Genomic DNA, 26,827 nt, shown 5'->3' with positions numbered 1-26,827 from the left:
CTTCCTGGGCCGTGTGCGCCCGGTAATATCGGAATCGGTTTATGTAGCCGGGCACACCTGCCCGGAGCGGGACAGGGCTGTTAGAGTCCCATCCCAGCCATGGATTGCGGGCGCTCGCCCGTGATCCACCCCGACCCGCCAGGGATCACCGGCGGCCCGCCTCGCGCAGGAGGAAGAAGTTGCTGTCCGCCTTTCTCAGTGCGTTCCGTACGCCTGACCTGCGCAAGAAGCTGCTGTTCACAGTAGGCATCATCGCGGTCTACCGGCTGGGTGCCACGCTCCCCAGCCCGGGCGTCTCGTACGGCAACGTGCAGAAGTGCCTCGACTCCATCCAGGGTGACACCACGGGTGTGGTGAACCTGCTCAACCTCTTCTCCGGCGGGGCGCTGCTCCAGCTCTCGGTCTTCGCGCTGGGCATCATGCCCTACATCACGGCGTCGATCATCCTGCAGCTGCTGACCGTCGTGATCCCGCGCCTGGAGCAGCTCCGCAAGGAGGGCCAGGCCGGCCAGGCGAAGATCACCCAGTACACGCGGTACCTGACCCTCGGTCTCGGTGTGCTGCAGGCCTCGGCGTTCGTCGCCCTGGCCCGTTCGGGGCAGCTCTTCCAGAACAAGTGCGACCAGTTCCCGATCATCCCGACCGGCACCGGCATCCCGGACTGGCTGACCCTGACCATCCTGGTGATGACGATGACCGCCGGCACCGGCATGGTCATGTGGCTCGGTGAGCTGATCACCGACCGGGGCGTCGGCAACGGCATGTCCGTCCTGATCTTCACCTCGATCGCGGCGCGGCTGCCCAGCGAGGGTTGGCAGATCAAGACCAGTAAGGGCTGGGACATGTTCGCCCTGGTCATCGCGCTGGTTCTGGTGGTCATCACCGCTGTCACGTTCATCGAGCAGGCGCAGCGCCGTATCCCGGTGCAGTACGCCAAGCGGATGATCGGCCGACGGATGTACGGCGGCACCTCGACCTACATCCCGTTGAAGGTCAACCAGGCGGGTGTCATCCCGGTCATCTTCGGCTCGTCGCTGCTCTACCTGCCGCAGCTGGCCCTGCAGTTCTTCGACCAGAACGACCCGGGCAAGACCCAGGCGTGGATCCAGAACAACCTGGTCAACCCGAGTAGCCCGATCTACATCACGGTCTACTTCCTGATGATCATCTTCTTCACGTACTTCTACGTCTCGATCACGTTCAACCCGACCGAGGTCGCGGACAACATGAAGAAGTACGGCGGGTTCGTGCCGGGCATCCGCCCGGGCAAGCCGACGGCCGACTACCTGGACTTCATCCTCAGCCGGATCACCCTGCCGGGCGCGCTCTACCTGGGCGTCATCTCCATCCTGCCGAACTTCTTCTTCATCTGGCTGGACAACCAGCAGTACCAGAACTTCCCGTTCGGCGGCACCGCTGTGCTCATCATGGTCGGCGTCGGTCTGGAGACCGTGAAGCAGATCGAGAGCCAACTCATGCAGCGGAACTACGAAGGGTTCCTGCGGTAGATGAGACTCGTTCTGGTTGGCCCGCCGGGCGCGGGCAAGGGCACTCAGGCCGAGTTCATCGCCGCGCACCTCTCGGTGCCGAAGATCTCGACCGGGGACATCTTCCGGTCGAACGTCACCCAGGGCACGCCCCTCGGTGTCGAGGCGAAGCGGTACATGGACGCGGGCGAACTGGTTCCCGACGAGGTGACCATCAACATGGTCCGGGACCGGCTGGCCGAACCCGACGCCAGCGAGGGCTTCCTGCTGGACGGCTTCCCGCGGACCACTCCGCAGGCCGCCGCTCTGGACAAGCTCCTCGCCGACCTGGGCACGGCGCTCGACCTGGTCCTGGAGCTGGTCGTCGACGACGACGAGGTGATCCGGCGGCTCTCCGGTAGGCGTACCTGCCGGGGCTGCGGCAAGATCTGGCACGTCGAGTTCGACGCCACCACGCGTCCGGGGATCTGTGACAGGTGCGGCGCCGAGCTGTTCCAGCGCGACGACGACAAGCCGGAGACGATCGCCACGCGGCTCCGCGAGTACGGCGAGAAGACCGCGCCCCTGGTCGACTACTACGGCGCCCAGGGCAAGCTGGTCGGGATCGACGCCACCGGGCCGGTGGAGGACGTCACCACCCGGGCCATCGACGCGCTGCGGTCGTACGGCGGCTGAGGTCCGGCCGGGCCACGGCGGATAGAGTGCGAACAGCGGGGTACGCGAGACGTGCCCCGCTGTTCGGCAACGAAAGGTAATCGCTCCATGCGTCGTCCCCAGCTGGACATCCAGCTGAAGACCCCTGACCAGATCGAGAAGATGCGGGCCGCCGGGCTGGTGGTGGCGGAGGCGCTGCGCCGCATGCGGGAGGCAGTCGCCCCCGGTGTGAGCACCGCCGATCTGGACGCCATCGCCGAGTCGGCCATCCGCGAGGCGGGTGCCGTTCCGTCGTTCAAGGGCTACCACGGTTTCCCGGCGTCGATCTGCTCCTCGGTGAACGAGCAGATCGTGCACGCCATCCCCTCGCCGAAGCAGGTGCTCGCCGAGGGTGACCTCATCTCGATCGACTGCGGCGCGGTGCTTAACGGCTGGCACGGCGACTCGGCGATCACCGTGGGGGTCGGCGAGGTCGACCCGGCGCTGCTCAAGATGGCCGAGGTGGCCGAGGACGCGATGTGGGCAGGTATCGCGGCCGCCGCGCGGGGCGCCGCCAGTGGCAAGGGGCGGCTCACCGACATCTCCCACGCGGTGGAGACCGCCGTCCGCAAGGGTGGCCGGTACGGCATCGTCGACGGCTACGGCGGGCACGGCATCGGCACGGAGATGCACCAGGACCCGCACGTGCTCAACCACGGCCGTCCGGGCAAGGGGCCGCGTCTGGTTCCCGGCATGGCGCTGGCCATCGAGCCGATGATCACCATGGCGTCCCCGCGGACTGTCGAGCTGGCCGACGGCTGGACGGTCGTCACCCGGGACGGTTCGGTGGCGGCGCACGTCGAGCACTCGATGGCCCTGCTGCCCGACGGCGTCTGGGTGCTCACCGCCTTCGACGGAGGCCGCGCCCGCCTGGGCGACCTGGTGACTGCCCGCCAACCAGCCGTCTCGACCGCCCCCTGACCCTGACGTCCGGGGTAAGGCGCGGCTGGCGTGCCGGTGGCATGCTTGCCGGCATGGACGGGCGCGACGGGATGCGAGCCGCGGACGCGGACCGGGAGGCGGTGGCCGACCGCTTGCGGGTCGCCCTCGGCGAGGGCCGACTGGACCTGCACGAGTACGACGAGCGCTTGCAGCGGGCGTACGCGGCACGGACGTACGCCGAGTTGGACGCCCTGCTGACCGACCTGCCGCAGGCGGCGCCCGCCGAGCGCTCGGCTGTGGCACCTGTCGACCCGGCCGCGCCGGTGAGCGTCGGCCAGCCCGGCCCGGTGGGCGGTGGTGTCACGGCCCGCTGGTTGGCCGAGGTGTGGCTGCCGTACCTCCAGGTGATCGCCGTCGTGGTGACCATCTGGGCGGTGACCTCGCTGCTCAGTGGGGAACTGCTCTACTTCTGGCCGGTCTGGGTGGCCGGGCCGTGGGGTGCCGTGCTGGTGGTCCGGACGGTGACCGGGCTGACCGGGGGAGAGCCTCGGCGGCGAGCGGTCGAGCGGGAACGCCGCCGGCAGCGCAAGCGGGCGAAGCGGGAGCGGCGGCGTGAGCTGGGGTCCACCGGACCGGATGAACGGGACGCGCCGGCCGGTTGACCGTCCCGCCGCCGGCCCCTCGGCAAGATCATCCGGGATCCGGACGGGGCACGGCCGGCGGCCACGGCGACGCGATGGGTGGCCGGTTTGGCGACGGCCCGCAGGCGGGCGTACACTTTCTGATCGGCGCACAGCGTCCACTCCGGCATGCCCACCCTGCGCTTCGGTGGGTCCTGGAGCCGCGGCTGGCGCGGGCTTCTGATCAAGGTCAGTTTCCCGTGTAAGACGTTGTGGGCCGCCCGGAGCAATCGACGTCAGGACAGCGGAGGACATGCCGAAAAAAGACGGAGCCATTGAGATCGAGGGTCGGGTCATCGAGCCCCTGCCGAACGCTATGTTCCGGGTGGAGCTCGCGAACGGCCACAAGGTGCTGGCTCACATCAGCGGCAAGATGCGGCAGCACTACATCCGCATCCTTCCGGAGGACCGGGTCGTCGTCGAACTCTCGCCGTACGACCTGACCCGCGGGCGCATCGTCTACCGCTACAAGTAGTCCTGACGACGGCCGGGAAGTCCCGTGTCCGTCTTCGACGTCCGGTCTCGCGCACTCCGCGTCGCCGGGCCAGATGGGAAGTAAGGCAACCGTGAAGGTCAAGCCGAGCGTCAAGAGGATCTGCAACAAGTGCCGGGTTATCCGCCGGCACGGCCGGGTCATGGTCATCTGCACCGACCCGCGCCACAAGCAGCGCCAGGGCTGAGTCAGCCCGTCCGGCCGTGACCGGCCGGGTGGCGTTGGTCCGGGCAGATCCCCAGCGACACACATCACACATGCTCGTCCCAGCCACGAGCGGTACGTGAAGACGTACTCCTTTCGTGGCTGACCCCCGGTCGGAGGCCGGGGCCCGCTCGGGCAGCGACCGATCCCGGTCGCCGGCGCTCACCGCGTCGGAAAGACGGGACGGCCGGTAGCGGGATGGGACGGGTCCACACCTCCGCCACACATCACGAGGAGTACGCCCGCACATGGCACGTCTAGTCGGCGTGGACCTCCCCCGCGAGAAGCGGATGGAGATCGCGCTCACCTACATCTTCGGGGTCGGTCGCACCCGCGCCCTGGAGACACTCGCCGCCACCGGCATCTCGCCGGACAAGCGCGCTCGGGACCTCACGGACGAGGAGCTCGTGCAGCTCCGCGACCACATCGAGGGCAACTACAAGGTTGAAGGCGACCTGCGCCGCGAGGTCGCCGCTGACATCCGCCGCAAGGTTGAGATCGGCTGCTACGCCGGCATCCGGCACCGCCGGGGCCTGCCCGTGCGTGGCCAGCGGACCAAGACCAACGCGCGGACCCGCAAGGGCCCGAAGCGGACCGTCGCCGGCAAGAAGAAGCCCGGCAAGAAGTAACTAGGAGCGCACAGACTTATGCCACCGAAGGCTCGTGCCGGAGCCGCTGTCAAGAAGGTCCGGCGCAAGGAACGCAAGAACGTCGCCCACGGGCAGGCGCACATCAAGAGCACCTTCAACAACACCATCGTGTCCATCACGGACCCGACCGGTGCGGTCATCTCCTGGGCCTCCGCTGGCCAGGTGGGCTTCAAGGGCTCCCGCAAGTCGACTCCGTTCGCCGCTCAGCTGGCCGCCGAGGCCGCCGCGCGTCGGGCCATGGAGCACGGCATGCGCAAGGTCGACGTGTTCGTCAAGGGCCCCGGCTCCGGCCGGGAGACCGCGATCCGTTCGCTGCAGGCCGTCGGGCTGGAGGTCGGCCAGATCGCCGACGTCACCCCGCAGCCGCACAACGGATGCCGTCCGCCTAAGCGTCGTCGGGTCTGAGAGGTAGAGAGAGATGGCTCGTTACACCGGTGCAGACTGCCGCCGTTGCCGGCGGGAGAAGATGAAGCTGTTCCTCAAGGGCAGCAAGTGCGATGGACCGAAGTGCCCGTTCGAGTCCCGGCCGTTCCCGCCCGGGCAGCACGGCCGCGGCCGCACCAAGGAGACGGAGTACCTGCTCCAGCTCCGTGAGAAGCAGAAGGCCCGCCGTGTCTACGGCGTGCTGGAGAAGCAGTTCCGCGGTTACTACGAGGAAGCCGTCGGCAAGCAGGCCAAGACCGGTGAGGTCCTCCTGCAGATCCTCGAGTCGCGGCTGGACAACGTCGTTTACCGGGCCGGCTACGCCCACTCGCGGGACATGGCCCGCCAGCTGGTCAAGCACGGTCACTTCACGGTGAACGGCAAGAAGGTCGACATCCCGTCGTACCGCGTCAAGGAGCACGACATCATCGAGGTTCGGGGCAAGAGCAAGGAGCTCACCCCGTTCATCGTCGCGCAGGCCCAGGCCGGCTCGAAGACGGTTCCGGCGTGGCTTGAGGCCATCCCGAGCCAGATGAAGGTGCTCGTGCACTCCCTCCCGGCCCGGCAGGTCATCGACACGCAGGTCCAGGAGCAGTTGATCGTCGAGCTCTACTCCAAGTAGTCCGAGCTCGTTCGGTGGCCCGCCCTCCGGGGCGGGCCACCGGAACAGTTTGTGTCGTGGACGTCAAATAGCGGGCGTCCCGGAAGAGAAGAGAAAAGATGCTCATCAGCCAGCGACCCTCCCTCTCCGAGGAGTCGATCAACGAGACCCGGTCGCGGTTCGCCATCGAGCCGCTGGAGCCGGGCTTCGGCTACACCCTGGGCAACTCGCTGCGGCGCACGCTGCTGTCGTCGATCCCGGGCGCGGCCGTCACCTCGATCAAGATCGACGGTGTGCTGCACGAGTTCACCACGATCCCCGGTGTCAAGGAGGACGTGGTCGAGCTCGTCATGAACATCAAGGAGCTGTGCGTCAGCTCCGAGCACGACGAGCCGGTCAGCATGTACCTGCGCAAGCAGGGCCCGGGCGACGTGACCGCGGGCGACATCCAGCCCCCGGCCGGCGTCTCGGTGCACAACCCGGACCTGAAGCTCGCGACCCTCAACGGCAAGGGCCGGCTCGACATGGAGCTGACCGTCGAGCGGGGCCGGGGCTACGTGACGGCCGCGCAGAACAAGCAGTCCGGCGCCGAGATCGGCCGCATCCCGGTCGACTCGATCTACTCGCCGGTGCTGAAGGTGACCTACCGCGTCGAGGCGACCCGTGTCGAGCAGCGCACCGACTTCGACCGGCTGATCATCGACGTCGAGACCAAGCCGTCGATGGGTCCGCGTACCGCGCTGGCCTCCGCCGGTTCGACGCTCGTGGAGCTGTTCGGTCTGGCCCGGGAGCTGGACGAGACCGCCGAGGGCATCGACATCGGGCCGTCGCCGCAGGACGCCCAGCTGGCGGCGGACCTGGCCCTGCCGATCGAGGAGCTGGACCTCACCGTCCGTTCCTACAACTGCCTCAAGCGCGAGGGCATCAACTCCGTTGGTGAGCTCATCGGGCGTACCGAGGCCGACCTCCTCGACATCCGCAACTTCGGTCAGAAGTCGATCGACGAGGTCAAGATGAAGCTCGCCGGGATGGGTCTCGGGCTGAAGGACTCGGCTCCGAACTTCGACCCGGCGCACGTCGTGGACAGCTTCGGCGAGGCCGACTACGACACCGACGACTACCGCGAGACCGAGCAGCTCTAGTCCGCGCTGCCGCCACAACTGAGGAGCACCAAAAATGCCCACGCCCACCAAGGGCCCCCGCCTCGGCGGCAGCCCCGCGCACGAGCGGCTGATGCTGGCCAACCTGGCCACTGCGCTGTTCCAGCACGGCAAGATCCAGACCACCGAGACGAAGGCCCGGCGGCTGCGTCCGCTGGCCGAGCAGCTCATCACCAAGGCCAAGCGCGGTGACCTCGCCTCGCGGCGTCGGGTGCTGGGTGTCGTCAAGGACAAGGACGTCGTCTACGCCCTGTTCGACCAGATCGCGCCCCGGTACGCCAACCGCCCCGGCGGTTACACCCGGATCGTGAAGACCGGCCCGCGCAAGGGTGACGCCGCTCCGATGGCGATCATCGAGCTGGTGGAGGAGCTTCAGGTCGCCGAGCCGAAGGCGAACAAGAAGACCGCCGCCCGCAAGGCCGCGCAGCAGGACAAGGTCGAGGCCCTCGCCCCGGCCGACGAGACCCCGAAGTCGGCCGACGCCGACCAGGACTCCGAGGCTCCGGTGTCGGCTTCCGGCGACACCGCCGAGGCGCGCGAGGACAGCGATCTCGCCACCGAGGAGAACAAGGCCTGATCTCGGGCATCGTCGGGCCCGGCACCCCTCGCGGGGTGTCGGGCCCGACCCGTAACAGGAGGTACGAGGTGGACGAGCGGATCCGGCTGCGGCTGGACGTCTCGTACGACGGCGCCGGTTTCTCCGGTTGGGCACCCCAACCGACCCGGCGGACCGTCGCGGGGGTGCTCGTCGAGACCCTGGGCCTGGTCCTCGGCGCCGGTACGGTCACCGGGTTGACAGTGGCCGGCCGGACCGACGCGGGGGTGCACGCCACCGGGCAGGTCTGCCACGTGGACCTGCCTGTCGACGTGTGGCGGCAGCATGAGGGACGGTTGCTGCGCCGCCTGGCCCGTCTGCTCCCCACCGATGTGCGGGTCCGGGCGATGACCGAGGTGCCGGCCGAGTTCGACGCCCGGTTCTCGGCCACCTTCCGGCGCTACGAGTACCGGGTGACCGACGCGCCGTTCGGCGCGGAGCCGCTGCGACGGCACGAGGTGCTGGCCTGGCCGCGACCGCTGGACCTGGCCGCGCTGAACGCCGCGGCAGCCGGCCTGGTCGGGGAGCACGACTTCGCCGCGTACTGCCGGCGCAAGGAGAACGCGACGACGCTGCGCGAGGTGACGCGGCTGGACTGGCGTCGGGACCCCGACGGCATCCTGGTCGCCACCGTGCAGGCGGACGCGTTCTGCCAGGCCATGGTGCGCAGCCTGGTGGGGGCCATGTTGGTGGCCGGCGACGGGCGCCGCCCGGTGCAGTGGCCGGGCAGTCTGCTCGTGCACCGGGAGCGGTCCAGCGAGGTGACCGTGGCGCCGGCGCACGGGCTGACCCTCGTCGCTGTGGGTTACCCGCAGGACCCGGCCGAGTACGCGCGCCGCGCCGAGCTGACCCGCCGGCTGCGGGTCCCCGTCGAGGGCTGACCGCAGCGGGCCGGCCTGTCGTCGCCGTCAGTCGCCGGGCAGTTCCCCGTCGCCCGTCTCGCCGTTCTGGCTGCCGCTGCCCTCCGTGGAGGCCGCCGTCGGTTGCCCGGCCGTGCCGCCGTCGGCGCGCTTCTGGAGCACGCCCTTGCTGAGGTGCAGCTCGATCACGTCGTACATGATCTCCCGGATCCGGGGGTCGCCTGCCTTGACGGCCGCCCCGTCCGTGCGGACCACAAGCGCGTACGCCAGGTAGTGGCCGCGTACCTGCCAGCCGACCCGGGCGGGGGCGGTGCCCAGCACGTTCGTGTCGTCGCCTGCGGTGAGGCCCCGGAAGCGGCCCTGCCGTTCGTCGAGGAGCTGCCGGACCCGTTCCCGGGTCCGCTCGGCGCTCGCCTTGTCGGTGAGGTTGAACAGGCCTGTGGTGACCAGGTGGTCGCCGTCGGGGGTCCGCAGGGTGGCGCGTACGACCTGGTTGCAGCCGAGCCGGACCAGCATGTCTGCCACCTCGCCGGTGGCGGCGACGGCGCAACTGCCGCTGGAGTGTGTCTTGAGCACCTGGTAGGGCGGCTGGCCGTCGGCGAGCTTGAGTTCCTTGCCGGGGAAGACCTCCCGGGCGGTGAGCGGTGCCTGGTCGGTGTCCCGGGAGTCGAGGTCCTGCCGTTCGGCGGGCGCGGACGCTGCCGCGTTCGGTTGGTACGTCGGGTTGGTCTCCGGCTGCTGCTTGTCGCGCTCGGACAGGAGTGCGGCGGCGCCCAGGCCGCAGAGCGCGAGCAGGACCAGGACGGCCGCGCCGCCGATCACGACCTGCCAGAGCCGGCCGCCGCCGCGCCTGGTGGTCTGTTCGATCGGCTGCGCCGAGGTGTAGACCTGCTCGCGCGGCGCGGCCAGCGGAATCTCGGCACGGGCCGGCGGCGGCTGTGTCGGCGGCTGCGTCGACGGCAGGACGAGCTGGTTCGGCCTGGGCAGCGACGGCGCGGGGAAGCGCGACGGCGAGGGCCCGGCCGGTGGGGGCGGGCCGTCGAACTCGGCCACGTCGGACCCGGGCTCCGGGTACTCCTCGAAAGCGTCCTGATCGGACTCGTACCGATACACCATGTCGCCCAGAGTAAGAGGCATTGTCCCTTTAGGGGGTAATAACGGGAAATGTATGCGTGGGCCGTGTCGGCGCGTGTCCCGGCCGGTGCGAGAATTGCCGGCGTGACCGGCGACCACTACTTCACCGCTCAACCCGCAAGCGACGCTCCGCCGCGCGAGGTCGAGTTCTCCGTCGCCGACCGCGACTACCGACTCGCCTCGGCCGGCGGGGTCTTCTCCGCCAGTCGACTCGACCCGGGCACCGCGGTGCTGCTGCGCAAGGCGGAGCTGCCCGACGCCGACACCACAGGCAACCTGCTCGACCTCGGCTGCGGGTTCGGCCCCATCGCGTGCGTCCTGGCCGACGTGGCGCCGGCGAGCACCGTCTGGGCCGTCGACGTCAACGCCCGGGCCCGCGACCTCACCGCCGCCAACGCCGCCCGGATCGGCGCCGGTGGCCGGGTCCGGGTCAGCGCGCCTGACGACGTACCCGCGGACCTCACGTTCACCGAGCTGTGGTCCAACCCGCCGATCCGGATCGGCAAGGAGGAGCTGCACGAACTGCTGCTGCGGTGGCTGCCCCGGCTCGCCCCGAACGGCGTTGGCTGGCTGGTCGTCGCCCGGCACCTCGGCGGTGACTCGCTTCAGCGCTGGCTCACCGAGCAGGGCTGGCAGGTCGAGCGGCACGCCAGCCAGAAGGGCTTCCGGGTGCTGCGGGTCACCCGGTAAATGGATATGCCCCCGCCGCCGTCTGCGGCAGGATCCCGGCGTGGGATACGTGGACGTGGCAGGGGTCGGGCACATCCTGCCCGACGGTCGGGAACTCTTCGCCGACGTGTCGTTCCGGGTCGGCGACGGCGCGAAGGTAGCCCTGGTCGGGCCGAACGGCGCAGGTAAGACGACGCTGCTGCGGATGGTCGCCGGGGACCTGCCGGTGCGTACCGGAGTCGTCGCGCGGGCGGGCGGACTAGGCGTGATGCGCCAGTTCATCGGCATGATCGGCGACGAGTCGACGCTCGCCGACCTGGCGCTGTCGCTGGCTCCGCCGGCGCTGCGCGACGCCGGCCTCCGACTCGCCGAAACCGAGGCGGTCATGCGGGCCGCCGAGGTCCGCGGCAAGTACAGCACCGCCGCCGGCAAGGCCCAGCTGGCGTACGCGGACGCGCTGGGCGCCTGGGGCGAGGTCGGCGGGTACGACGCCGAGGTGCTCTTCGACACCGTCTCGACAATCGTGCTCGGCCTGCCCTGGGACGGCGCCCGGGACCGTCCGGTGCGGACGCTCTCCGGCGGCCAGCAGAAGCGCTTCGCCCTGGAGCTGCTGCTGCGCGGCCCGGACGAGGTGCTGCTGCTCGACGAGCCGGACAACTTCCTCGACGTGCCCGGCAAGCGGTGGCTGGAGGCGCGGCTGCGCGAGTCGACCAAGTCGGTGCTCTACGTTTCGCACGACCGCGAGCTGCTGGCCCAGACCGCCGACCGGGTGGTCGCCGTGGAGGGCGGCAGCGCCTGGGTGCACCCGGGTGGCTTCGCCAGCTGGCACGAGGCACGGATCGCCCGGCACGCCCGCCTCGACGAGCTACGCCGACGCTGGGACGAGGAACACCAGAAACTGCGCGAGCTGATGCTGATGTACAAGCAGAAGGCGGCGTACAACGACGGGTTGGCCTCGCGGTACCAGGCCGCGCAGACCCGGCTGCGCAAGTTCGAGGAGGCCGGGCCGCCGCCCGTACCCCCGAAGGACCAGGACATCCGGATGCGGCTGAGCGGCGGGCGGACCGGCAAGCGCGCGGTCGTCTGCGAGCAGCTGGAGTTGGACGGCCTGACATTCCCCTTCGATCTGGAGATCTGGTACGGCGACCGGGTCGCGGTGCTCGGCGCCAACGGCACCGGCAAGTCGCACTTCCTGCGGCTGCTGGCCCGGGGTGGCACCGATCCGGACCCGGCGAACGGGCCTGTCGACGGGGCGGGCGCGCTCGCCCCGGTGGCGCATGACGGCACGGCCCGGCTCGGCGCGCGGGTCCGCCCCGGGCACTTCTCGCAGACCCACGACCGGCCGGAACTGATGTCCAAGACCCTCGTGGAGATCCTGTGGCGGGGTGACGACCACCGCACCGGGATGGACCGGCACGCCGCCATGGGGGTGCTCAGCCGCTACGAGCTGGCCGGGCAGGGCGACCAGCGCTTCGGCACCCTCTCCGGCGGCCAGCAGGCCCGGTTCCTGGTGCTGCTGCTGGAGTTGTCCGGCGCGACCCTGCTGCTGCTCGACGAACCGACCGACAACCTCGACCTGGCCAGCGCCGAGGCACTCGAAGCGGGCCTGAACGCGTTCGAGGGGACGGTGATCGCGGTCACCCACGACCGCTGGTTCACCAGGTCCTTCGACAGGTTCGTGCTGTTCCGGGGCGACAACGAGGTGGTGGAGACCCCGGAACCGGTCTGGGACGTCGGGTGATCCCCGACGACCTGCCCGACCGGCTCTGCGCCGTCCGGGGGGTGGTCGCCGTGACGCTCGGTGGCAGCCGGGCTCGTGGCGAGCACCGCCCGGACTCCGACTGGGACCTGGGCCTGTACTACCGGGGCGAGCTGGACGTGCCGGCGCTGCGTGCGGTCGCCGCGACGGTCACCGACGACACCGACGTGGCGCTCACCGCCCCGGGTGGCTGGGGGCCCTGGGTCGACGGCGGTGGATGGCTACGGATCGGCGGGGCCGCGGTGGACTGGATCTACCGGGACCTCGACCGGGTGGACCGAGTCTGGACGGACTGCCGGGCCGGCCGGTACGAAATCGGGGCGCAGGCCGGGCACCCGCTCGGGTTCTACTCGTCGGCCTATGTCGGGGAGGTGGCGCTGTGTCAGGTGCTCGCGGACCCGACCGGTCAGCTGACCCGACTGAAGGAACAGACCCGGGAGTACCCGCCCGCGCTTGCCGACGCGCTGGTGGCGGGCGGCTGGGAGGCCGGATTTCTGCTGGCCGGCGCGGCCAAGGCCAGCGCCGGCGGGGACAGCGGCTACGTGGCCGGGTGCCTCTTCCGGGTGGTCGGGGTGCTGGCCCAGGTGCTGCACGCCCGAGCGGGCCGCTGGCTGGTCAACGAGAAGGGAATGATCGCCGCCACGGGACGACTGCCCGGCGCTCCACCTGACTTCGAGCGGCGCGCGCAGGCACTCCTGGGCGCCGTCGGTCGCCGCCCCGCCGAGCTGGCGCAGACAGTCGGCGCAGCCCGTGCGCTTGTCGCCGAGGTGGTCGGCTGAGTCGCCGCCCAGGTGGGCCGTACCTGGCGGGCATAGGGTGGATCTCGTGACTGACATGACCTATCGCCGGCTGGGCGACTCCGGGCTCGTGGTGTCCGTGGTCGGCATCGGCTGCAACAACTTCGGCCGCAAGCTCGACCTCGACGGCACCCGCGCGGTGGTCGACGCCGCCCTGGACGCCGGAATCAACCTGTTCGACACCGCCGACATCTACGGCGAACCGCAGGGTGGCTCCGAGGAGCTGCTCGGGCAGGCACTCAAGGGTCGTCGCGACGACGTGGTGGTGGCCACCAAGTTCGGCATGGACATGAACGGCCTCAACGGGCCGGACTTCGGCGCGCGTGGCGCCCGCCGCTACATCGCCCGCGCGGTCGAGGCGTCGCTGCGCCGGCTCGGCACGGACCACATCGACCTCTACCAGATGCACGAGCCCGACCCGGGCACCCCGATCGACGAGACCCTCGCCGCCCTGGACGACCTGGTCCGCGACGGCAAGGTGCGCTACCTGGGCAACTCCAACTTCGCCGGCTGGCAGATCGCCGACGCCGACTGGGTCGCCTCGTCAAACGGCCGCTCCCGCTTCATCAGCGCGCAGAACCACTACAGCCTGCTGGAACGCTCGGTGGAGACCGAGGTCATCCCCGCCTGCGAGCGGTTCGGCCTGGGCATGCTGCCGTTCTTCCCGCTCGCCAACGGCCTGCTCACCGGCAAGTACAAGCGCAGCGAGCAGCCGCCGGCCGGCAGCCGGCTCTCCGGCGGTGGCCGGTACGCCGAGCGATTCGCCGCCGCCGACTGGGACACCATCGAGGCGATCGAGGCGTACGCGAACGAGCGGGGCCTGACGATGCTCCAGGTGGCTATCGGTGGGCTGGCCGCCCAGCCGGCGGTGACCTCGGTGATCGCCGGCGCGACCACCCCCGAGCAGGTGCGGGGCAACGCCGCCGCCGGGACCTGGGAGCCCAGCGACGACGACCTGGCCGCGCTGCGCGCCGTTCTCTGAGTCGGACGACAACGGGCCGGGCCGCTTGTGGCGGCCCGGCCCGATTGGTGAAGCCTGGTCGTCAGTCGGTGCGCCGCCGGCCGAACAGCATGGCCACCCCCATCGCCGCGGCGACGAGCACGAGCCCGGCCGCCGCGAACGGCCACCAGTTCGCACCGCCCGTGTCGTCCGTCGGCGTGGTCACCGCGACCGGCGCGGGTGCCTGTGGCGTCTGCGCGGGCCGCGCCCGCACGGTGGCGGTGGCCTTGCCGGGCAGCGGTGCGGGGGAGGTCACCGTCACCTTCCAGGCGCCGGCGGAGAGCAGCGGACCGCTGCTGTAGAAGCCCTGCCCCTCGGGCTGCGGTTCCAGTTGCACAGGGCCGACCTTCTGCCCGTCCGGGCCGGTGGCGGTGAGGACCAGCCGCACCAGCTTGTCGAGTCGACGGCCGTCGGCGTAGGTGGCCTGGATGGTGACTCCCTCGGCCCCGTCGCCGGCCACTGTCAGTTTGAGTTTGTCGGCCCGAGCGGCCGCCGGGGTCGCGGCGAGCAGGGTCAGGGCCAGCCCCACGAACACGGCGGCGACCAACTTGCGGATACCCGTCACGGACATCTCCTCACTGCCGATGAGGGAGGCCCCTCCCCGACGCCGCGGCGCCGGGGAGGGGCCTCGTCGGATCAGAGCTGGCGACCGGGTGCCAGCCGGGTGGCATCGCCACCGAGCCGCCCGGCGCCCTTGACCGGTTCGCCGTCGTTCGCCTTGACCCCGGCCTTGCTGGCCGTGCCGCCAAGCCGAACGATCATGGCGTCCGCGTCCCGGACCAGGACGTCCCGGATCTCGGCCTCGGCCACAAGCGTGGCGTCGGACGCGAGGTCCCGGAACTGGGTCAGCTGCTTGACCGCCTTGGCGTCGTTGCCGGCCGCCTCGGCCTGGCGGGCCGCGTCGAGCTTGGCCGTCAACTGCTTGTGCGCCTTTGCCGACAACCGCCCCGTCGCCTTGAACCGGTCCAGCAGGAACTGCATGTCCCGGAACGAGGTGGTGACGAAGAACCTGACGTTCGAGGTCGTCGTGTTGCCGGCCTTGTCGGTCGCGGTGACTGTCAACTCGTGCAGGCCGAGCGGCAGCTCGTACATGGCCTGCAGGGTGCCACTGGCGTACGCCCTGCCGTCGAGCTGGCCGACCACGGACGCGATGCCCGAGGTCGGGTCGACGGCCTGCCAGGACACCCGGACGTCCTGGCTGTCACCGTAGAGCTGGCCGTCGGCGATCCCGGACACCAGCAGCGTCGGCTTCGTGCCGTCGATGCGCAGCACCGCCGACTTGAGCGTCTCGACGTTGCCCGCCTTGTCGGTGGACCGGAACAGCAGCTCGTGCTGCCCGTCACCGGTCACCTCGACCGGCTCCGTGTACGGCGTCCACGCGCCACCGTCCAGCGACCACTCCACCGACTTGACCCCGGAACCGGCGTCGGTCGACGTCAGCACGACCGGGATCGTCCCGTTGTGCCAGCCCGCGTCGTTCGCCGGAGCGAACGTCGCAGTGGTGACAGGCGCGGTGGCGTCGATCTTGACCGTGACGGTCTTCGTCGACTCCACGTTGCCCGCCTTGTCGGTCGAGCGGAACCGCAGTTCGTGCTCGCCGTCTCCGCTGACCGCCACCGGGGCTGTGTAGTCAGTCCACGCGGTCGCCCCGTCCAGCTGGTACTGCGTACCTGCCAGACCGCTGCCGCCGGCCTCGTCGGCGGCGGTGAGGGTCACCGTCACCGGCCCGGTGTACCACCCCTCGGTCGGGGTGCCGGACACCGTCGCCGTGGTGACCGGCGCGGTCTCGTCGGCGACAGTCGTGCTCAACCGGAAGTAGTCGAACGCGACGGTCTTCGAGGCGGTCTGGTTGGCGCCGAGGGTGAACAACCCGACCTTCGGGGTGGCACCCACCGCGCTGTTGGTCAGCGCCTCCAACGCGGTCCAGGTCGTCCCGTCGGCCGAGTACGACGCGGTGAACGTGTCACCGGTGCGGGCCAGCCGCAGATGCCACACCGCCGAGGTGAGGCTTGTCGCCTCCGGCTGCGGGTTCTGCACCGTCCCGCCGACCTCGCTGCGGAACTCGATCCGCCGCGTCACCGCCTGGCCGGCCTGATTGTCGGCGATGAAGTCGAACTTCAGGTAGTTGTCGTCGTCGGCCTGCACGAGCAGACCGGCCTGCTGGTACTGCTCGTTCAGCAGACTGCCGTCGACAGTCGTCTCCAGGGTCCAGTCGCCCGAGGGTGCGGTCTGGAGGATGAAGTTCTTCGGCCCGGTGTTGTCGGTGCCGTAGATGTCACCGTTCGGCACGTCGATCCGCAACGCGCCACCGGTGACCCGGTAACCGTTCGGGTCCTCCCGCTGGATCGCGTCCCACCGGCACTTGTCCAGCGTGTCGCCGGTGAACTCGTCCGACGGGTCGACCGGGCCGGCCGGGGCGTCCGGCGTGACCACGAACGAGTCGAACGCGGCGTCCACCACGGGCGCCTCGGTGCCTCCGTTGAGCGCGAAGACCCCGATCCGCGGATTGGTGATGCCTGCGAGCGCGGCCGAGCGGCCGACCGGGGTGAACGTCTGCCCGTCACCGGAGACCGCGGCGGTCAGGTTCGTCCCGTCGCTGGTGATCCGCAGGTACACGGTGTCACCTGCCGGTGCGTCGGCAGCGTCGGCGGCGTCGTTGCGCGGCGTCGCGGCCGTCTCCCGGATGAACTCCACCCGACGGCTGCCGTTGTAGAGCAGGTCCACCTTGGCGTAGTTGTCGTCGTCGCCGTACACCAGCAGGCCGGCCTGCTGGTAGTTGGCAGTCACCGGCAGAGTGACCTTGGTGGTCATCTCCCAGGCGCCGGTCGGCGCCGCCTGGAGCACCAGGTTGGTGGCGTCGTTGCGGGCGCCGTACAGATCACCCACCGAGGTGGGCAGCTTCAGCGCACCACCGCTCAGGGAGTAGAGCTGGTTCTCCCGGACCACGCTGGTCCACCGGCCCTTGTCCAGGGTGTTGCCGTTGAAGTCGTCCGAACGCGCCCCGAGGCAGGACGTGTCCGGAGCGTTCACCCGCACCGGCACCGTGGCGTACGACTTGGCGCCCTTGCTGTCGGTCACCGTGAGGGTGGCCGTGAAGGCTCCGACGCTGGTGTACGTGTGGCTGGCGTCCAGGGTGGACGCCGTGCCGCCGTCGCCGAAGTCCCAGGCGTACGTCAGCGGGGTGTCGCCCTCGGCGTCGGTGGCCGTGCCGTCGAATGCCACGGTGACCGGCGCGGTGCCGGTCGCCGGGGTTGCGGTGGCGGTGACCACAGGCGGCGCGTTCTCGGTGACGCCGCGGCCGACGAAGTCCATCCAGTTGACGTTGAACAGCGAACCCGCTCCGCCGTTCGGATCGCGGGCCACGAAGTACAGCGAACCGCTCGCGGCGCCGGTGACAGGTGCGCTCACGTCCGTGTACGTCTGCCACGCCCCGGTCGACGGGACTGTGGCCGTGGCCACGACCGGTCCGTCGACCGCGCCCGCGTGGACCTCGATCCGACCACCGGCGGCGGCCGAGGCGGCCCGGAACCGGATCTCGGTGATGTTCGTCAGGTCCGCCGGGACGATCGACCACCAGTCGCCGTCCTCGATGAACGCGATGTTCTGACCGCCGCCCGCGCTGTCGGCGCCGGTCTCGCGTTGCACGCCGGCGTCTCCGCCGCCGGTGCTGCCCGGCACCCGTCCGGTGGCCGTGAAGTACTCGGCCTGCTTCTGCTTGGGCTGCAGGATCTGGATGTCCCGGCCGGTGAGCGCACCGGCGCCGCCGGCACCACCCTCGTCGGTGTACGTGGCCTCGAAGACCGCGAACACGTTCGCCTCGGCGCCGTGCCCGGAGGCGAGCGACGTCTGGACCGTGCCGGTGCAGCCGGTGTGCTGCTCCAGCGGGTGGGCGTGCTCGTCGTGACCGAGCAGCACCTGGAGGTTCACCCGGGAGCAGTCGATCTGCCCGTCCTCCGGGTCGGTCACCTTGACCGTGTAGCGGACCTGGTCACCCCAGTTGAAGAAGCCACCGTCCGGCGGGAACTCGATGCTCACCGTCGGGGCGGTGTTGCCCACGGTGACCGGCACGTTGGCCACCGCGGTACGGCCCTTCGGGTTCGTCACGGTGAGCTGGGCGGTGTAGTTGCCAGCCGTCGCATACGTGTGCGTCGGGTTGGCCTCGGTGGAGGTCTGCCCGTCGCCGAAGGTCCAGGAGTAGGTGAGATCGCCACCGTCCGGGTCCCGAGAGCCGGCGCTGGAGAAGGCGACGGTCAACGGCGCCGGCCCCGAGGTGGGGTTGGCGGACGCCGCCGCGATAGGTGCGCGGTCGCCGGCGGTGTAGTCGATCCGGTAGATGCCGGAGTCGTCGTTGTTGCCGCCGAAGCCCGTGCCCCACTCGATCAGGTAGAGCGCGCCGTCCGGGCCGAACTCGAAGTCCATCGGCCGGATCATCTTCATGCCGGTGAGCAGCTGGTTGATGTCCACCAACGACTTGCCGTCAGCGGTCATCTGCATCGTGTACATCTTGTTCTGGTTCCACTCGCCGAGCAGCGCCTTGCCGTCGTAGTAGGCCGGCCACTTGCGTGTCGAGTTGAGGTTGGCGTCGTACCGGTAGGCCGGGCCGCCCATCGGGGCGCCACCGCCACCGATCTCCGGGTACCGCGCGTCACCGGCGTAGCCGTAGTCGACGGTGGCCGGGACGACAGGCGGGAGATTGGTCAGGCCCGTGTTGTTGGGCGAGTTGTTCACCGGCGCGGCACAGTCGAACTTCGGCCCGCTCGGCCCGGACGGGAACGTGTAGTCGTTGTACGCCTCGTTCGTGCCCGTGCAGTACGGCCAGCCGTAGTTGCCGGGGGTCACGACGTTCCACTCGACCAGACCGCGGGGGCCCCGGTCCGGGTTGTTCGCGTTGGCGTCCGGCCCGTAGTCCCCGACGTACAGCGTGTCGGTCTTCGGGTCGGTGCCGATCCGGAACGGGTTGCGGAAGCCCATCGCGTAGATCTCGGGACGGGTCTTCTCGGTGCCCGGCGCGAAGAGGTTGCCGGTCGGAACCGTGTACGTCCCGTCGTCCTCCGGGTGGATCCGGATCACCTTGCCGCGCAGGTCGTTGGTGTTCGCCGACGTGCGCTGCGAGTCGTAGTCCTGACGGCCCGGCCGCTCGTCGAGCGGGGCGTACGCGTTCGACTCGAACGGGTTGGTGTTGTCACCGGTGGCCAGGTAGAGGTTGCCAGCGCTGTCGAAGGTCATGCTGCCGCCCGCGTGGCAGCAGGTGTTGCGCTGGGTGTCGACCCGCAGCACCTGCTTCTCGCTGGCCAGGTCGATGGTGTCGCCGGTCACGGTGAACCGGGACAGCAGGTTGCGCGTGACGCCGTCGTTCGGCGCGTAGTACAGGTACACCCACTTGTTCGTGGCGAAGTTCGGGTCGAGCCGGATGCCGATCAGGCCGTCCTCGTTGCCGGTGAAGACGTCCAGGTCGACGGCCGTGACGGTGTTGCCGGTGTCCGGCTTGACGATCTGCACCCGACCGTCGCGCTCGATGTAGAAGACCCGCCCGTCGGGGGCGATGTCCAGTTCCATCGGGTTGCTGGTGTTGCTGTCCAGGGCGACCTTCTCGAAGTTCGACGTCTTCGAGGCGCCGCAGTCGGCGTCGACCACGCCGGCCGCCGTCTGGATGCCGCCGAGCAGGTGCTTGAGGAACTCGGGCTCGGCGTACGACTCGCGGGTGTGCCCACCGCCCGTGTACCAGGAACGACCGCCGTCGAAGTCCTGACACCAGGCGGTCGGGTGGTCGGCGCCCATCGCGCCCGCGCCCGGGGTGTAGCTCTTCTCGTCCAGGCTGGCCAGCACGTGCACGTCCGGCCGGGGGTTGGTCTGGAAGTTGTACCACTCGTCGAACCGGGACCAGCGGTCCGGAAGCTCGGCCGTCGACGGGTGGGCGTGGTCCTCCACCTTGACCGTGGCCTGCTGGTTCTGGGGGTGGTTGGCGAAGTACGCGCCGACCAGGTCGCCGTACCAGGCCCAGCTGTACTCGGTGTCCGAGGCGGCGTGGATGCCCACGTAACCGCCGCCGGCCTTCACGTACCGCTCGAAGGCGGCCTGCTGGTCGGCGTCGAGCACGTCGCCCGTGGTGGAGAGCCAGATCACCGCCTTGTACTTCGCCAGGTTGGCGTCGGTGAATACCGCACCGTCCTCGGAGTTGTCCACCGTGAATCCGTTGGCGGCGCCGAGTTGTTGGATGGCGGCGACGCCTGTCGGGATGGAGTCGTGCCGGAAGCCGGCGGTCTTGGAGAAGACCAGCACCGAGTAGGGGTCGGCGGCGGCGGCCTTCGGCGCCTTCGGCACCACCTGGGTCACCGGGGTCGCGGCTTGCGCGTCGCGCGGGGGGATCTGGGCGGCGGCGGGGGCCGCCTGCGCCGGGGACCCGAGCAGGGTCGTCGACGCGAGGGCCAGGGAGATGAGGGTCGCGGTGATGGGTTTTCGGGCACGACGAGAACGGGACACGCCGCCTCCAATGTCGCAGTGGACAGGAATACGCGGGGGCCGGCTCGCCGAAGACCGTCCCAGGTGGAGCCGGTCGGGGACACCGTGCCAGGGCGTCCACGCCGGCATTTTGTCGAATCGCTGAACAAATTAGTTCGCGGGGATCAATGTCCGGCAAGATGCCGGCAGGTAACGGTTCTGCAACAGGGGGCGACATTCCGAACAGGACCGGGAGAAAGCACCCTGTCGATTTGGCCGTACCCGGCAGTCGACCCCTCCCTTGGCAGGCCGACGGATCTGTCGTACGGTGACACGCAAGTAACCCACGGGAGCCCGGTGTACCGGGCTGAGAGGGGGGCTGACAGCCCCCGACCGTCGAACCTGATCCGGGTAATGCCGGCGCAGGGAGGAGCGTTGCCGTGCCGTCCCTTGGACGACTGCATCTGATCACCGACACCCGGCCCGGGTGCGACCCCCTCGGCGTGGTCCGCGCCGCCCTCACGAAGGCCCGCGCCGACCTGGTGGTGCAGGTCCGCGTCGAGGACTCCGCCACCGACCGCGAGGCGTACGAGCTGACCCGTGCGGTCCTGGCGCTGTGCACGTCGTACGGGGCGACCTGCCTGGTCAACGACCGTCTGCACGTGGCGCTCGCGGCCGGTGCCGCCGGTGGGCACGTCGGAGCCGACGACCTGCCGGTCACCGCCGCCCGACACGTGCTCGGTCCCACCGGCGTGCTGGGCGCCACCGCCCGCGAGCCGAGGAGCGCTGTCGACGCTGTCGTCGCCGGGGCCAACTACCTGGGCGTCGGGCCGTGCCACACCACAAGCACCAAACCGGGACTGCCCGACCCCATCGGCCCCGACGGGGTACGCGCGGTCGCCGACGCGGTCGACGTCCCGGTCATCGCGATCGGCGGGGTGACCGCCGCCCGGGTGCCGGCGCTGCTCACCGCCGGGGCGTACGGGGTCGCGGTGGTCGGCGCGATCTCCACCGCCGCCGATCCGGCCCGCGCCACCGCCGAGCTGCTGCGGGCACTGGCGTGACAGGCGACGGCACCGCCGTCGACGTGGCGGTGGTGGGGGCCGGGCCAATCGGGCTGTCCATCGCCTGGCGGTTGGCCGCCCGAGGGCTTCGGGTGGTGGTGCACGATCCGGCCTCCGGGTCGGGGGCCTCGGCGGTGGCCGCAGGCATGCTCTCCCCGGTCGCCGAGGCGTACTTCGGTGAGCGGCAGCTGACCGGGCTGCTGCTGGCGTCCGCCGCGCGCTGGCCGGCGTTCGCCGCCGAGCTGACCGAGGCGACAGGCGTCGAGTTCGGCTACCGGACCGAGGGCACCCTGATGGTCGGCCTGACCGGTGACGACCTGGCCGAGGCGCGGCGGCTGTGGGCGTACCAGCAGGACCTTGGTCTGCCGGTGACCCCGCTGCTGCCCAGCGGTCTGCGCGACCGCGAGCCGGCGCTCGCGCCGAGGGTGCGCGGCGGGGCGCTCGCGCCCACCGACCACCAGGTCGATCCCCGACTGCTGGTGCCGGCCCTGCGCACGGCCGCGCAGCGGGCCGGCGCGGTGCTCGTGCCGCGACCGGTCCGCCGACTGTCCGACCTGGACGCACGGGTCACAGTGGTCGCCGCCGGCTGCGGCGCCGCCGCGCTCACCGGGCTGCCGGTGCGGCCGGTGAAGGGCCAGATCCTCCGGCTGCGCGCGCCGGGCGGCGTCGCGCCGGGCTTCCGGCACGTCATCCGGGGGTACGCCGACGGTGAGCAGGTGTACGTGGTGCCCCGCGCCGACGGCGAGGTGGTGCTCGGCGCGACGGTCGAGGAGCGCACGGACACCACAGTCACCGCCGGTGCCGTGCTGCGGCTGCTCCGCGCCGGCGTCGACCTGCTGCCCGAGCTGGCCGAGTACGACCTGGTCGAGGCCGCCGCGGGTCTGCGCCCCGGCACCCCCGACAACGCGCCGGTCCTCGGGCCGCTGCCCGGCCGGCCGGACGTACTAGCCGCCACCGGGCACCACAGGCACGGCATCGTGCTCACCCCGGTCACCGCCGACCTGATCGGGGACCTGGTGCTCACCGGCGTACCCGATCCGCTGCTCGCGCCCTTCGGAGCGGACCGGTTCGCCGGCTTCGGACCTGATCGGACGATGGAGGGGGACCAGTGGAGTTGACTGTGAACGGGACCGGTCGCAGTGTGGCCGCTGGTACGTCGGTGGCCGACCTCGTCGGCGACATCGCCCCGCAGCACAGGGGAGTGGCGGTCGCCGTCAACGGCGAGGTGGTGCCCCGCACCGGCTGGCCGGTCACGGTGCTGCGCGACGGTGACCGGGTCGAGGTGCTCACCGCCGCGCAGGGCGGGTGAGCGGCGTGACGCTCGAGCTGGGTGGCAAGACGTTCGGGTCGCGGCTGATCCTCGGCACCGGCGGGGCCGCGAACCTGCACGTGCTGGAGCAGGCGATCCGCGCCTCCGGGACCGAGCTGGTCACCCTGGCCCTGCGCCGGGTGGACACCGCCCCCGGCACCGGTGGTGGGCTGCTGGACCTGCTGGACCGCTGCGGCGTACGGCTGCTGCCGAACACCGCCGGCTGCCACACCGCGACCGAGGCGGTGAAGGTGGCCCGGCTGGCCCGGGACGCGTTCGACACCGACTGGGTCAAGCTGGAGGTGATCGGCGACGAGCGGACGCTCCTGCCCGACGGGGTGGAACTGCTGCGTGCCGCCGAGGAACTCGTCGCCGACGGGTTCACCGTCCTGCCGTACACAAGTGACGATCCGGTGCTCGCCCGCCGGCTCGCCGACGTGGGCTGCGCCGCCGTGATGCCGGCCGGCTCCCCGATCGGTTCGGGGCTCGGCATCGGCAACCCCCACCACATCCGGCTCACCCGCCAGAGCGTGGACGTGCCGGTGATCCTCGACGCCGGCATCGGCACCGCGTCCGACGCGGCCCTGGCCATGGAGCTGGGCTGCGACGCGGTGCTGCTGGCCAGCGCGGTCACCCGGGCCGCCGACCCGGTGGCGATGGCCACCGCGATGCGGTACGCGGTCGAGGCGGGCCGCCTGGCAGCGGGCGCCGGCCGGATCACCCGCCGTTTCCACGCCCTCGGATCCACCCCCGACGAGGGGAGACCGGACCTGTGACCGGCCCGGTGCCCTCGGGGGTCGTTCTGCTCACCGATCGGCTGGTCGCGCGAGGGCCGCTCGATCTGCTGGTGGCGGGGGCGGTGGCCGGGGGAGTGCGCTGGGTGGTGCTGCGGGAGAAGGACCTGGCCCGCGCCGAGCGTGCCGCACTCGCCGCCGGTCTGCGCGCGATCCTCGCCGACGTCGGCGGAACCCTCATCGTGGCCGGCCCGGACCCGCTCGGCGGCGACGCCGTCCACCTGCCCGCCGCCGGCCCGTACCCGCCGCCGCCCCGGCAACTGGTCGGCCGCTCCTGCCACAACCAGCCCGAGCTGAGCCGCCTGACCAGCGAGCACTACGCCACCGTCTCCCCGATCTGGCCCACAAAATCCAAACCCGGCTACGGCCCACCCCTCGGCCCGGACGGCCTGCGAAAGCTGGTCGAGGCCAGCCCTGTGCCGCTGCTGGCGCTGGGCGGAGTGGAAACCCCAGACCAGGTAACCGCCTGCGTCCAAGCAGGAGCCGCCGGGGTGGCGGTGCTGGGCGCACTAATGCGATCCCCAGACCCCACCGAAACAGCCACCACCCTCACCAGAGCCTTCCAAGAGGCGGTCACCCCAAGGCTCTCAAAACCCGGCGCGGGGTCATCCAGGTCTCCACGACGGGGGCTGCGGCCGACCGTGCCCACGCAGGGATCAAGCCTGACCGCCCGGAGTGGGCACGGTCGGCCGCAGCCCCAAACCGCAACCAAAGAGGAAAGATGACCCCGCGCACCATCCTCACCATCGCCGGTTCCGACTCAGGTGCCGGCGCGGGCATCCAGGCCGACCTGAAAGTCTTCGCCGCACTCGGGGCGTACGGCACCAGCGTCCTCACGGCGGTCACCGCGCAGAACACCACTGGTGTCGACGCCGTGCTGCCGTTGCCGCCGCGCACTGTCGCCGAACAGCTGGACAGCGTGCTCGGCGACTTCACGATCGGCGCGGTCAAGACGGGAATGCTCGGCACACCGGCTGTCGCCGACGTGGTGGCCGAGGCGGCACGGGACGGCAGGCTGCCGCACCTCGTCGTCGACCCGGTGCTGGTCGCCACGAGCGGCCACCGGCTCGGCGTGGTCGGCGCGGTCGAGCGGCTGCTGCCGTACGCCAGGGTGGCGACGCCGAACTGCGCGGAGGCCGCGGCCCTCACCGGACGCGACGTGGACGACGTGGCCGCGATGGTCGTGGCCGCCGAGGCGCTCGCGGCCGGCGGCCCGGAGTACGTCGTGGTCACCGGCGGTGACGTGGACGGCGACGAGGCCGTCGACGTGCTGTGCGGCGGTGGTGTCACCACCCTGCTGCGCGCCCCCCGGGTCGACACCCGGCACACCCACGGCACCGGGTGTTCGTTCTCGGCGGCGATCGCGGTGCGGCTCGCGCTCGGCGATCAGGTGCCGGAGGCCGTGGGGGCCGCCAAGGAGTACGTGCTTCGCGGGCTGACCGGCGCGCGGAGCTGGGAGCTGGGCGCGGGACGTGGGCCGCTGGACCACTTCGGCTGGTCCTCTTGATCACCAGGGAGGTTGTCGTGCAGGCACGAGGCAAGGTGTACGTCGAGGGTTCGCGGCCGGATGTGCGGGTGCCGTTCGCGGAGGTGGGGCTGACCGGGGGCCTGCCGCCGGTGCGGCTCTACGACACGTCCGGCCCCGGATCGGACCCGGAGGTCGGGTTGCCCGCGTTGCGGGGGCCGTGGATCGCCGAGCGGGGCGACGTGGCCCCGGTGCGCGGCGCGGGTACGCCGCTTGCCGGCGCGGACGGCCGTCGTCCGACGCAGCTCGCGTACGCGCGGGCCGGTGTGGTGACTCCGGAGATGGAGTTCGTGGCGATCCGGGAGAACGTCGACCCGGAGTTGGTCCGGACGGAGATCGCCGCCGGTCGGGCCGTGTTGCCGCTCAACGTCAACCACCCCGAGTGCGAGCCGGCGATCATCGGGAAGGCGTTCCTGGTCAAGGTGAACGCCAACATCGGTACGTCGGCGGTCAGCTCGTCGGTCGCCGAGGAGGTGGAGAAGCTGACCTGGGCCACCCGTTGGGGCGCGGACACCGTGATGGACCTGTCCACAGGCAAGCGGATCCACGAGACCCGGGAGGCGATCGTGCGCAACTCGCCGGTGCCGATCGGGACGGTGCCGATCTACCAGGCCCTGGAGAAGGTCGGCGGTGACCCGGTGAAGTTGAGCTGGGAGGTGTTCCGCGAGACGGTCGTCGAGCAGGCCGAGCAGGGCGTCGACTACATGACCGTGCACGCCGGGGTGCTGCTGCCGTACGTGCCGCTTGCCGTCGACCGGGTCACCGGGATCGTCTCCCGCGGCGGCTCGATCATGGCGGCCTGGTGCCTGGCGCACCATGAGGAGAACTTCCTCTACACCAACTTCGCCGAGCTGTGTTCGCTGCTCGCCAGGTACGACGTGACGTTCTCCCTCGGTGACGGCCTGCGGCCCGGCTCGATCGCGGACGCCAACGACGAGGCGCAGTTCGCCGAGCTGCGGACCCTTGGCGAGCTGACCAAGATTGCCTGGGAACACGACGTGCAGGTGATGATCGAGGGTCCGGGCCACGTGCCCATGCACAAGATCAAGGAGAACGTGGACCTCCAGCAGGAGTGGTGCCACGAGGCCCCCTTCTACACGCTCGGCCCGCTGACCACCGACATCGCGCCCGCGTACGACCACATCACCTCGGCGATCGGGGCTGCGATGATCGGCATGTTCGGCACCGCGATGCTCTGCTACGTCACGCCCAAGGAGCACCTCGGCCTGCCCGACCGGGACGACGTGAAGGCGGGCGTGATCGCGTACAAGATCGCTGCCCACGCGGCGGACCTGGCCAAGGGACACCCCGGCGCGCAGGCGTGGGACGACGCCCTGTCGAAGGCGCGGTTCGAGTTCCGCTGGGAGGACCAGTTCAACCTCTCACTCGACCCGGAGACGGCACGCTCGTACCACGACGCGACGCTGCCCGCCGAGCCGGCGAAGACCGCCCACTTCTGCTCGATGTGCGGCCCGAAGTTCTGCTCCATGAAGATCACCCAGGAGCTCAAGGAGTACGCGGCCCGCGGCATGAAGGACAAGTCGGAGGAGTTCGTCTCCGGCGGGAGCCGGGTGTACCTGCCGCTCGCCTGATCCGCCCGTCCGTTGCCG

The 26,827-nt window shown here is 70.8% G+C and carries 26 protein-coding genes and 1 riboswitch; of the genes, 23 read left to right on the top strand and 3 right to left on the bottom strand.

Going from position 1 to position 26,827, the window contains the following annotated elements; genetic code table 11:
• Positions 1 to 179 precede the first annotated feature (179 nt).
• The 12 genes from secY (at position 180) to truA (ending at position 8,749) form a co-directional block, all read left to right on the top strand.
• Entirely contained in the window at positions 180 to 1,508 is a 1,329-nt protein-coding gene (secY, locus tag AB0N27_RS27190) for a preprotein translocase subunit SecY (protein WP_357986640.1), read from the top strand.
• Positions 1,509 to 2,162: an adenylate kinase gene (locus AB0N27_RS27185; protein ID WP_282264468.1), complete on the top strand. Its 654-nt coding sequence runs from the start codon at positions 1,509 to 1,511 to the stop codon at positions 2,160 to 2,162. It abuts the gene before it with no gap.
• Between the two features lie 87 nt (positions 2,163 to 2,249).
• On the top strand, positions 2,250 to 3,101 hold the full coding sequence (gene map / locus AB0N27_RS27180; RefSeq protein ID WP_364375586.1) for a type I methionyl aminopeptidase: 852 nt from the start codon (positions 2,250 to 2,252) through the stop codon (positions 3,099 to 3,101).
• 53 nt (positions 3,102 to 3,154) lie between these two features.
• Positions 3,155 to 3,724 carry a DUF1707 domain-containing protein gene (locus AB0N27_RS27175; protein WP_364375583.1) on the top strand — a complete coding sequence of 190 codons (570 nt, stop codon included), beginning with the start codon at positions 3,155 to 3,157 and terminating at the stop codon, positions 3,722 to 3,724.
• 271 nt (positions 3,725 to 3,995) lie between these two features.
• Entirely contained in the window at positions 3,996 to 4,217 is a 222-nt protein-coding gene (gene infA, locus AB0N27_RS27170) for a translation initiation factor IF-1 (protein WP_007073013.1), read from the top strand.
• 91 nt (positions 4,218 to 4,308) lie between these two features.
• Positions 4,309 to 4,422: a 50S ribosomal protein L36 gene (rpmJ, locus tag AB0N27_RS27165; protein WP_012184307.1), complete on the top strand. Its 114-nt coding sequence runs from the start codon at positions 4,309 to 4,311 to the stop codon at positions 4,420 to 4,422.
• Between the two features lie 265 nt (positions 4,423 to 4,687).
• Positions 4,688 to 5,068 (top strand): 30S ribosomal protein S13, encoded by a 381-nt coding sequence (rpsM, locus tag AB0N27_RS27160; protein ID WP_007465236.1) that lies wholly within the window; start codon positions 4,688 to 4,690, stop codon positions 5,066 to 5,068.
• An 18-nt stretch (positions 5,069 to 5,086) separates the two neighbouring features.
• Complete coding sequence (gene rpsK, locus AB0N27_RS27155) at positions 5,087 to 5,494, top strand: 30S ribosomal protein S11 (protein WP_030329919.1); 408 nt, start codon at positions 5,087 to 5,089, stop codon at positions 5,492 to 5,494.
• A 13-nt stretch (positions 5,495 to 5,507) separates the two neighbouring features.
• Positions 5,508 to 6,134 carry a 30S ribosomal protein S4 gene (rpsD, locus tag AB0N27_RS27150; RefSeq protein ID WP_030489600.1) on the top strand — a complete coding sequence of 209 codons (627 nt, stop codon included), beginning with the start codon at positions 5,508 to 5,510 and terminating at the stop codon, positions 6,132 to 6,134.
• Between the two features lie 98 nt (positions 6,135 to 6,232).
• Positions 6,233 to 7,255, top strand: a complete 1,023-nt coding sequence (locus tag AB0N27_RS27145; protein WP_364375578.1) for a DNA-directed RNA polymerase subunit alpha — start codon at positions 6,233 to 6,235, stop codon at positions 7,253 to 7,255.
• 34 nt (positions 7,256 to 7,289) lie between these two features.
• Positions 7,290 to 7,850: a 50S ribosomal protein L17 gene (gene rplQ, locus AB0N27_RS27140; RefSeq protein WP_357986649.1), complete on the top strand. Its 561-nt coding sequence runs from the start codon at positions 7,290 to 7,292 to the stop codon at positions 7,848 to 7,850.
• A gap of 68 nt (positions 7,851 to 7,918) precedes the next feature.
• On the top strand, positions 7,919 to 8,749 hold the full coding sequence (gene truA / locus AB0N27_RS27135) for a tRNA pseudouridine(38-40) synthase TruA (RefSeq protein WP_364375574.1): 831 nt from the start codon (positions 7,919 to 7,921) through the stop codon (positions 8,747 to 8,749).
• A gap of 27 nt (positions 8,750 to 8,776) precedes the next feature.
• Here truA and AB0N27_RS27130 read toward each other — a convergent pair whose 3' ends face one another.
• Complete coding sequence (locus AB0N27_RS27130) at positions 8,777 to 9,844, bottom strand: hypothetical protein (protein ID WP_364375571.1); 1,068 nt, start codon at positions 9,842 to 9,844, stop codon at positions 8,777 to 8,779.
• 102 nt (positions 9,845 to 9,946) lie between these two features.
• Between AB0N27_RS27130 and AB0N27_RS27125 the strand changes: the two genes are divergently transcribed.
• The 4 genes from AB0N27_RS27125 to AB0N27_RS27110 are packed head-to-tail and all read left to right on the top strand — an operon-like array spanning position 9,947 to position 14,069.
• Positions 9,947 to 10,552, top strand: coding sequence for a methyltransferase (locus AB0N27_RS27125; protein ID WP_364375568.1), 606 nt, complete (start codon positions 9,947 to 9,949; stop codon positions 10,550 to 10,552).
• A 40-nt stretch (positions 10,553 to 10,592) separates the two neighbouring features.
• A complete protein-coding gene (locus AB0N27_RS27120; RefSeq protein WP_364375565.1) occupies positions 10,593 to 12,272 on the top strand; it encodes an ATP-binding cassette domain-containing protein in 1,680 nt (559 codons plus the stop codon).
• Entirely contained in the window at positions 12,269 to 13,069 is an 801-nt protein-coding gene (locus tag AB0N27_RS27115) for a nucleotidyltransferase domain-containing protein (RefSeq protein ID WP_364375562.1), read from the top strand. The genes AB0N27_RS27120 and AB0N27_RS27115 overlap by 4 nt, the downstream gene beginning before the upstream one ends.
• Positions 13,070 to 13,106: 37 nt before the next feature.
• The gene (locus AB0N27_RS27110; protein ID WP_364375559.1) at positions 13,107 to 14,069 is read left to right on the top strand and encodes an aldo/keto reductase; all 963 of its coding nucleotides are present in this window, start codon (positions 13,107 to 13,109) and stop codon (positions 14,067 to 14,069) included.
• A gap of 61 nt (positions 14,070 to 14,130) precedes the next feature.
• Here AB0N27_RS27110 and AB0N27_RS27105 read toward each other — a convergent pair whose 3' ends face one another.
• Positions 14,131 to 14,652, bottom strand: a complete 522-nt coding sequence (locus AB0N27_RS27105; protein ID WP_364375556.1) for a hypothetical protein — start codon at positions 14,650 to 14,652, stop codon at positions 14,131 to 14,133.
• Positions 14,653 to 14,723: 71 nt separating this feature from the next.
• Complete coding sequence (locus tag AB0N27_RS27100; protein ID WP_364375553.1) at positions 14,724 to 20,567, bottom strand: ThuA domain-containing protein; 5,844 nt, start codon at positions 20,565 to 20,567, stop codon at positions 14,724 to 14,726.
• A 294-nt stretch (positions 20,568 to 20,861) separates the two neighbouring features.
• Positions 20,862 to 20,971: riboswitch (TPP riboswitch) on the top strand.
• Between AB0N27_RS27100 and thiE the strand changes: the two genes are divergently transcribed.
• The 7 genes from thiE to thiC all read left to right on the top strand — a co-directional run bounded on the left by thiE (position 20,966) and on the right by thiC (position 26,809).
• The gene (gene thiE, locus AB0N27_RS27095) at positions 20,966 to 21,589 is read left to right on the top strand and encodes a thiamine phosphate synthase (protein ID WP_364375550.1); all 624 of its coding nucleotides are present in this window, start codon (positions 20,966 to 20,968) and stop codon (positions 21,587 to 21,589) included. It overlaps the preceding riboswitch by 6 nt.
• Positions 21,586 to 22,707, top strand: a complete 1,122-nt coding sequence (gene thiO, locus AB0N27_RS27090) for a glycine oxidase ThiO (RefSeq protein ID WP_364375547.1) — start codon at positions 21,586 to 21,588, stop codon at positions 22,705 to 22,707. Before thiE ends, thiO begins: the two co-directional genes overlap by 4 nt.
• Positions 22,698 to 22,898, top strand: a complete 201-nt coding sequence (gene thiS / locus AB0N27_RS27085; RefSeq protein ID WP_364375544.1) for a sulfur carrier protein ThiS — start codon at positions 22,698 to 22,700, stop codon at positions 22,896 to 22,898. Before thiO ends, thiS begins: the two co-directional genes overlap by 10 nt.
• Positions 22,895 to 23,674, top strand: coding sequence for a thiazole synthase (locus AB0N27_RS27080; protein ID WP_364375541.1), 780 nt, complete (start codon positions 22,895 to 22,897; stop codon positions 23,672 to 23,674). Before thiS ends, AB0N27_RS27080 begins: the two co-directional genes overlap by 4 nt.
• The gene (locus AB0N27_RS27075) at positions 23,671 to 24,417 is read left to right on the top strand and encodes a thiamine phosphate synthase (RefSeq protein WP_364375538.1); all 747 of its coding nucleotides are present in this window, start codon (positions 23,671 to 23,673) and stop codon (positions 24,415 to 24,417) included. The genes AB0N27_RS27080 and AB0N27_RS27075 overlap by 4 nt, the downstream gene beginning before the upstream one ends.
• Positions 24,414 to 25,199 carry a bifunctional hydroxymethylpyrimidine kinase/phosphomethylpyrimidine kinase gene (gene thiD / locus AB0N27_RS27070; RefSeq protein ID WP_364375535.1) on the top strand — a complete coding sequence of 262 codons (786 nt, stop codon included), beginning with the start codon at positions 24,414 to 24,416 and terminating at the stop codon, positions 25,197 to 25,199. Before AB0N27_RS27075 ends, thiD begins: the two co-directional genes overlap by 4 nt.
• Positions 25,200 to 25,216: 17 nt before the next feature.
• On the top strand, positions 25,217 to 26,809 hold the full coding sequence (gene thiC, locus AB0N27_RS27065; protein ID WP_364375532.1) for a phosphomethylpyrimidine synthase ThiC: 1,593 nt from the start codon (positions 25,217 to 25,219) through the stop codon (positions 26,807 to 26,809).
• The last annotated feature ends 18 nt before the right edge of the window (positions 26,810 to 26,827 follow it).

Source organism: Micromonospora sp. NPDC093244 (assembly GCF_040683695.1).
Taxonomy (GTDB): Bacteria; Actinomycetota; Actinomycetes; order Mycobacteriales; family Micromonosporaceae; genus Micromonospora.
The sequence above is the reverse complement of the archived record's forward strand: the minus strand, read 5'-3'. Positions and strand labels throughout refer to the sequence as shown.